Source organism: Scytonema sp. UIC 10036, from assembly GCF_009725235.1.
In genome coordinates, this window is record NZ_WJFC01000124.1 from 1 (window position 1) to 7,500 (window position 7,500).

Sequence of the window (7,500 nt, forward strand, 5' to 3'; positions counted from 1 at the left end):
CCCCCCCCCCCCCCCCCCCCCCCCCCCCCCCCCCCCCCCCCCCCCCCCCCCCCCCCCCCCCCCCCCCCCCCCCCCACGGGGCGAAGGGGAGGAACGGTATATCTCGAATGCCTGACACAGAGCTGTTACGGCGCGATCGCAATCCGTGTCAGCAATGACACAGCTGACCTTCACCTCACTAGTAGAAATCATGCGGATATTAACACCCGCTTCCGCAAGCGCAGCAAACATTTGAGCCGCAACACCAGGACGACCTATCATTCCTGCGCCTGCAATACTGACTTTAGCAATATCTTGCTGTACCATCACTTCCGCTTCTTCTGGGGCAGTGCTATTGTGAGACCGAAGAACTGGGGCTATAGCTTCAGCCACAGCTTCTGCCCGATTTAATATTGATGTCACTACAGTAAAGGCAATATCGTTTGTATTCCCTTCGTGAATTGACTGAATAATCAAATCGACATCTACGTCTTGACGGGATATTTCGCCAAATAACCGTGCTGCTACACCTGGTTTATCAGGTACGCGCAACAGAGCAACTCTTGCCTGATTGGTATCAAATTCTACCTTGTCTACCGGACGGGCAATCTCTAAATTAATTAATGGTCGTGGTTGCGGTTTGGGTGAAATAACCCAAGTACCGGGGTCATTTGTCCAGCTAGAACGCACTACTAAAGGAACGCCATAGTTCCGGGCAATTTCTACGGCACGGGGATGTAATACTTTCGCCCCCAAACTAGCCAGTTCCAGCATTTCATCACTGGTAATTTCATCCATCAACCGTGCGTCTGAAACCAAACGGGGGTCAGTGGTTAAAATTCCCGGTACATCGGTATAAATCTCACAAAAATTCGCTTGCAATGCAGCTGCCAACGCCACTGCTGAAGTATCCGATCCACCACGTCCTAAAGTTGTAATTTCTAATTCCTCAGTACTTGTAATACCTTGAAATCCTGCAACTACAACAACTTTCCCTTGATTGAGATGGCGCTGAATGCGTTCTGTTTCAATCCTTAAAATGCGGGCACGAGTGTGTTCAGCTTCTGTCACAATTCCCACTTGTGTACCTGTGAGCGAAATAGCGGGCTGTCCGAGTTCCTGAACCGCCATGCTCAGTAAAGCAATAGATACTTGCTCTCCTGTTGAAAGCAGCATATCCATTTCCCGACGGTTAGGAGTTTTTGCTAATTCGTAAGCTAGTTTAACAAGTCCGTCTGTGGTCTTTCCCATTGCGGAAACTACCACTACCAGCGAGTTTCCTGCTTTAACAGATTGACACACACGCTGTGCTACAGCTTGTATGCGTTCTACAGAACCAACCGACGTACCACCGTATTTTTGAACAATGAGAGCCATAACCTTATATAGTATTAAATATGCTTCGGGCAAGCGGTAAGGGATTAAACTAATTTATACTAAGTGAATTATACACCAGTCATATGATACTTTTCCGATCTTACCTTGGAAGATTGGTTCTTCCTCTATTTTTATGGAGAATTAATAGTAAAATGCCAGTTTCATAGACTGCGTAATCGAAAATTGTTAAAGTTACGAAAGCCATAGCCAAGTCTTTTAATCAACTTAAGTTTGTTATTAATTCCTTCAACCGCACCACTTGTAGTCCTCTCATCAAAGTAGCCTACTATTTCTTCAAACCATCTAATCATTAGTTGACACATTTTTCTATTGTTAAAACTATTCTCATGCCTTCCATATCTTGACAATCTAACACTTTCATGTCGGCAAGATTCAGCATTTCCTCTACAGCAAATTTTATAACGATAGGGCTTAAGCCCTTAAGCGCTAAAGCGCTTATCGCATAAAACTTTTTTTATGTTTAATTTATATTATATCATTTTGATTATTTCGGTTTATTTGAATTTTTGTAAACCACTACCATATCTACACTTCAGTCATTGATTCTGTTAAATTTTAGTTATACAAATCTTGTTAAATTTAATTTAAACCATAAAAGTAGCGCAAGAACCGGAAGATTTTTTAGAGTTTTTAAGAATAAATTGATACAGCGAGCGGTTATGGAGCGGGTACCAATACTGCTCGGATAAAAATTTTTGTAAGTTGGGTAAACACTTGGAGAAACCCAACAAATGTCTGTATATGTTGGGTTTCGTTCCTCAACCCAACAAACGTGTTTTCGTACTTTTTAGGCTTAACCGACAAGTATTGGAGCGGGTACTATAACCGCATCGGCAACTGTATAGTTATAAAGTTGAGGTTTTATTTTCAGCCACTTGAATAAAGGGCTCAAATTGACCTTTAGGAGTCCATTGAATTGCACCGTCTCTTCCAGTAAAAAAGAGTTTTGTCTGACTTTGTTGCAGTTCTGATAGCGTTTTTGGATCGAGATTTGCACTTGGTGCGATCGCAACTTCTGGTTGTAGTGCTGGAACAAGTTCTTTCAATAAGCGGCTGGAACACCACAGCACTTGCGGGCGTGGAAGTCCTCCTGTTATTAGCTGGCGTAATTCTGTGGGCTCAATATCCCCTACAAATAACCAATTTTGATTGACGAATTGCAATTGTAATATGGGTAATTTATTGTTGATTAATTGTACAATGATGGAATCTGCATTTACCTGTTGCCCAACTGATAAAGGTTGATAAATTCCTTGGTTCTTTTGTAATTCATTTTGAATTGCCAAGCTAGCTACGTTATTTTCTGACTTAGGAGAATATTCATAGAAAGTTGCTATTGGTAAATCTTGTAGTATTCTTGCCCACCCATTTCCACTGTTGGATTGGAAATTAGCAGCAATTGCCAAATCTATTTTATTGACTCCTTGTTGTTTTAAAAATGGCAGTACTGTCAAGTTTCCTGGTTCTTCCTGACCGCTATTAATGAGTGTTATCTTTCCTTGATTTTGAATGACAACAATGGGTTCTTGACCAGATGCTAATAAAGTGATTCGAGATAAGTTATTTGCCGAATGCCAAATGGGGATAAATATTAAACCAAGAGCGATCGCACCTGCAAACCACCATCGCTTTTGCCACCAATTGACTAACCAAACTAAGATAAGCAATCCATAAATTGCCAACATTTGTCCGATAGATATGCTGCCAACAGCTACAGTTTTTCCTGGTAAATTGACAAAAAATTCTACTAATTGAATTAACCAATGTGTGGGATAATAGAGTGCAAAAGATAATGTACTGCCTAAATCGCTTGAGATTAAGCTGACTAATGCAGTTATGACTCCACCAAGACTAATTATAGAAATCAATGGAGTAGAAAGGACATTGACTATTAAGCTGTAACTTGGTATGACACTAAACAAATGCAGCGATAGAGGTAGCGTCCAAATTATAGCAGCAACGGGGACTGAAATTAAGAAAGCAATGCTAGGAGGTAACCACTGTAATCGTTGATTTATTGGAGTGGCTGTAGTCATTAATCCAAATGTTGCTAAAAAACTTAGCTGAAATCCTAAATCCCAAATCCATTGTGGATTAAAGAGCAACATTAGTACTGCTGCAATAAGTAAAGCGCCTAATTGCTTGACTTTACGTTTCAATCCCACGCCAACTAATGCGGCAAATCCCATAATTACAGCTCTTACAACTGGTGCAATGGAACCTGCTAAACTGAGAAAGATTAAAAGAGCCGCACTTCCAAGTAGAATTTGGGTTCCTCTTTTTGCCTGAGATGTTAGCCCCAATACCACACCTAAAATCAGAGAAGTTTGAAACCCTGAAGCTGCTAAAGCGTGAGCTAACCCTACTGTGGTAAACCAGTCTCGAATATCGTAGGGTAAGTCAACAGCTTTGCTACCCAAAACCATTGCACTGACAAGGGGACCTTCTGGAACACCCAACCACCGGACTTGCGATCGCACAATTTGTTCCCGAATTTTCCACCATCCCCATTGAGTTCCTTCATCTAAAATACTCATTTGCCGTCCGCTTAAACCAGCAAAAGTACCTTCTTGTTTGAGAAATTTTTGAAAATCATAACCACCGGGATTCAGGGCTGGTTTTGGTTTATATAAAATACCAGTGATAGCAACTTGCTGATCTGGATGCAATCCAGTCGCTTGCAGTACAGGTACAGTGACGTATAATTTACCTCCTACCCCTTTACTTGTACTAGAAGTGCTGCTATCGCTTTTGACTTCATCTAATTGAGTTGCTTCTAACCAAAATTGTCCTCGCTGATTGCGGGTAAGACGAGGTGTACTGAGGACTTCACCTCGAACAATAAAAAGTTGTTCTTGATTGTTATTGTTTGTAGGAACGAACTGACTGATGTCGTTTTTTGCTGGTTGAGGGATTCGCAGTTGAAAATAGATGCTTGCTAATAATCCCACAACTCCAGCTGTTAAGCAGACTTTGGGAGAGATAGGATGCGATCGCAGTGAAGTTTGAGTTAAGGCTTGAGAATTTTGCTTGTTTGTAGGAAATTTTCTCCGGTTAATTTGTTTTTGCCGTGAAACAACCGCACCTGCTATGCCTAAAGTCAGTACGCAAAAACCACCCCAAGGAACTGCTGTTAACAGTAACCCCAGAATATAGAAAAGACATATAATGACACCACTTGTCTGAATCATCTAACATATACCTGGGAAACAGAATTCGCAGCTAAAAAGGCAAAGCCCGCTTTTAGCGGACTTTATCTATATCATTAAATTTACTTAGGCAAGCTGCACTTGTACAAGTTTAAACTTCGAGAAAGCGTTGTTAAAAACTTGTACCTAGCTTTATACCAAGCAAGGCGTGTACGAACATGAGACAAATTGCTGTACTGCCTAAATAAGCATGAAGCATACGTAACGAACCCTTATTTCCCCCAAAGCCGCTAAAGGAAATTGCAGCATTGATGAATAACAGTAGCAGTAAAATCGAGCCTGTCCAAAAGTGAGAACTTTCCAGAATGGGTTGGCGCTGCATTACTAAAGATAAAACTCCGCCTGTGTAACCAAGTGCCATGAACAAAAACATCCATGGTGCTATCTTACGGTGAGCGCTGCGGCTTTGGATTGCTGCCTCTTTGTCTTCTACAAGTCGTCCCCGCCAACCTGTGAATCCCACAAAGCTACCCATAACGAAAATTACAATACCCATCATTGCGGGGTGTCCCCAATGAACTATGATATCGGGGATACCTAAAGAACGAAACCAAGCTGCAATAGGTTCTAAAGCTTCAGTAAGATTAACCATTCGTCACAAACCTTGATTGTTGGCAAAATCACACTTCAGTAAAAAATTATCCTATTTTTTGAGAAGCGGAAAACCTAACTTTTCTCTTTGCTCTACATATAGTTGTGCTACTTTACGTGCCAGGTGGCGGATTCTTCCAATATATCGAGTCCTCTCTGTCACAGAAATGACGCCTCTAGCGTCTAAGAGGTTAAAAGTGTGAGAGCACTTGATTACGTAATCCAAGCTGGGTAAGACTAGTCCTCGTTCTGTCAGTTGTTGCGCTTCTTGCTCGTACATATTAAATAGTGCAAGCAGCATTTCCGGATTGGATGCTTCAAAGTTGTAAACGCATTGTTCAATTTCTCCTTGGAGGTGAACATCTCCATAGGTAATGTTATCTGTCCAATGGATTTTTACCATTGCTTCTACTCCTTGGAGGTACATTGCTAATCTCTCTAAGCCATAGGTAATTTCGATTGAGACGGGACGGCAATCAATTCCTCCGCATTGCTGGAAGTAAGTAAATTGAGTGATTTCCATCCCGTCCAACCAAACTTCCCAACCAGTACCCCAGGCTCCTACAGTTGCATCTTCCCAATTGTCTTCCACAAATCGGATATCGCGATCTTCCGGACGGATACCTAAAGCCCTTAAGGAATCGAGGTATATCTCTTGAATATTATCTGGCGACGGTTTAATCAGAACTTGGTACTGATAGTAGTGTTGGAAGCGATTGGGATTCTCGCCATAACGCCCATCCGTAGGACGGCGACAAGGTTCAACGTAAGCTACAGCCCAAGGTTCTGGTCCCAACGCTCTTAAAAAAGTATGCGGGTTTTTGGTACCTGCGCCTTTTTCCATGTCGTAGGGTTGAGCAATGAGGCATCCGCGATCGCTCCAAAACTTATGCAAGATGGCTATTATCGACTGAAAATTCACAACTTACCTCTTTTATATACGAAGCGTGCATATCCCATTGTTGCCTAAGCCTGTCAATATAAGGGTTTGGGATGCTCAAAAAAAGTCAGAAAAAAATTTTTTCAGAAATAGTTGACAGTCTGAAGGTAGGTCGCTACTATAGAAAAGTGCCTGATGAGGCGGGCGCACAAACAAGCGCCGCCATACAGGTGCCGAACCTTGAAAATTTTATAGTTTGAAAGCAATTATACAGCGTTAACTTGGCGTAAGTAAAGAATAAACCCGTAGTTGAAGGGAAAAATTCAACTAGATATAAGAGCTAAACAAACACTTCAAAACGGAGAGTTTGATCCTGGCTCAGGATGAACGCTGGCGGTATGCTTAACACATGCAAGTCGAACGGTCTCTTCGGAGATAGTGGCGGACGGGTGAGTAACGCGTGAGAATCTGGCTTCAGGTCTGGGACAACAGTTGGAAACGACTGCTAATACCGGATGTGCCTTAGGGTGAAAGGCTTGCTGCCTGAAGATGAGCTCGCGTCCGATTAGTTAGTTGGTGTGGTAAGAGCGCACCAAGACGGCGATCGGTAGCTGGTCTGAGAGGACGATCAGCCACACTGGAACTGAGAAACGGTCCAGACTCCTACGGGAGGCAGCAGTGGGGAATTTTCCGCAATGGGCGAAAGCCTGACGGAGCAATACCGCGTGAGGGAGGAAGGCTCTTGGGTTGTAAACCTCTTTTCTCAAGGAATAAAAAAATGAAGGTACTTGAGGAATCAGCATCGGCTAACTCCGTGCCAGCAGCCGCGGTAATACGGAGGATGCAAGCGTTATCCGGAATGATTGGGCGTAAAGGGTCCGCAGGTGGTCACTCAAGTCGGCTGTCAAAGAGTCTGGCTCAACTAGATAAGGGCAGTGGAAACTGAGAGACTGGAGTCTGGTAGGGGTAGAGGGAATTCCCGGTGTAGCGGTGAAATGCGTAGAGATCGGGAAGAACACCGGTGGCGAAAGCGCTCTGCTGGACCAGAACTGACACTGAGGGACGAAAGCTAGGGGAGCGAATGGGATTAGATACCCCAGTAGTCCTAGCCGTAAACGATGGATACTAGGCGTTACGCGTATCGACCCGCGTAGTGCCGGAGCCAACGCGTTAAGTATCCCGCCTGGGGAGTACGCACGCAAGTGTGAAACTCAAAGGAATTGACGGGGGCCCGCACAAGCGGTGGAGTATGTGGTTTAATTCGATGCAACGCGAAGAACCTTACCAGGGCTTGACATGTCGCGAATCTCTCTGAAAGGAGAGAGTGCCTTCGGGAGCGCGAACACAGGTGGTGCATGGCTGTCGTCAGCTCGTGTCGTGAGATGTTGGGTTAAGTCCCGCAACGAGCGCAACCCTCGTACTTAGTTGCCATCATTAAGTTGG

General features: G+C 43.6%; 5 protein-coding genes and 1 rRNA gene (1 of these 6 only partly in view). 1 reads left to right on the forward strand and 5 read right to left on the reverse strand.

Going from position 1 to position 7,500, the window contains the following annotated elements; genetic code table 11:
• The 5 genes from F7734_RS39460 to glyQ all read right to left on the reverse strand — a co-directional run.
• The coding region (locus F7734_RS39460) for an aspartate kinase (RefSeq protein ID WP_155749885.1) at window positions 1–1,356 on the reverse strand (1,356 nt) is incomplete at its 3' end.
• A 161-nt stretch (window positions 1,357–1,517) separates the two neighbouring features.
• Window positions 1,518–1,772: a transposase gene (locus F7734_RS39465; protein WP_347566360.1), complete on the reverse strand. Its 255-nt coding sequence runs from the start codon at window positions 1,770–1,772 to the stop codon at window positions 1,518–1,520.
• Window positions 1,773–2,222: 450 nt separating this feature from the next.
• Window positions 2,223–4,568 (reverse strand): ComEC/Rec2 family competence protein, encoded by a 2,346-nt coding sequence (locus F7734_RS39470; RefSeq protein ID WP_155749886.1) that lies wholly within the window; start codon window positions 4,566–4,568, stop codon window positions 2,223–2,225.
• A gap of 130 nt (window positions 4,569–4,698) precedes the next feature.
• Complete coding sequence (locus F7734_RS39475; protein ID WP_155749887.1) at window positions 4,699–5,178, reverse strand: DUF4079 domain-containing protein; 480 nt, start codon at window positions 5,176–5,178, stop codon at window positions 4,699–4,701.
• Between the two features lie 51 nt (window positions 5,179–5,229).
• A complete protein-coding gene (gene glyQ / locus F7734_RS39480; RefSeq protein WP_166482433.1) occupies window positions 5,230–6,099 on the reverse strand; it encodes a glycine--tRNA ligase subunit alpha in 870 nt (289 codons plus the stop codon).
• Between the two features lie 313 nt (window positions 6,100–6,412).
• Between glyQ and F7734_RS39485 the strand changes: the two genes are divergently transcribed.
• A 16S ribosomal RNA gene (locus F7734_RS39485) occupies window positions 6,413–7,500 on the forward strand (it continues 401 nt past the right edge of the window).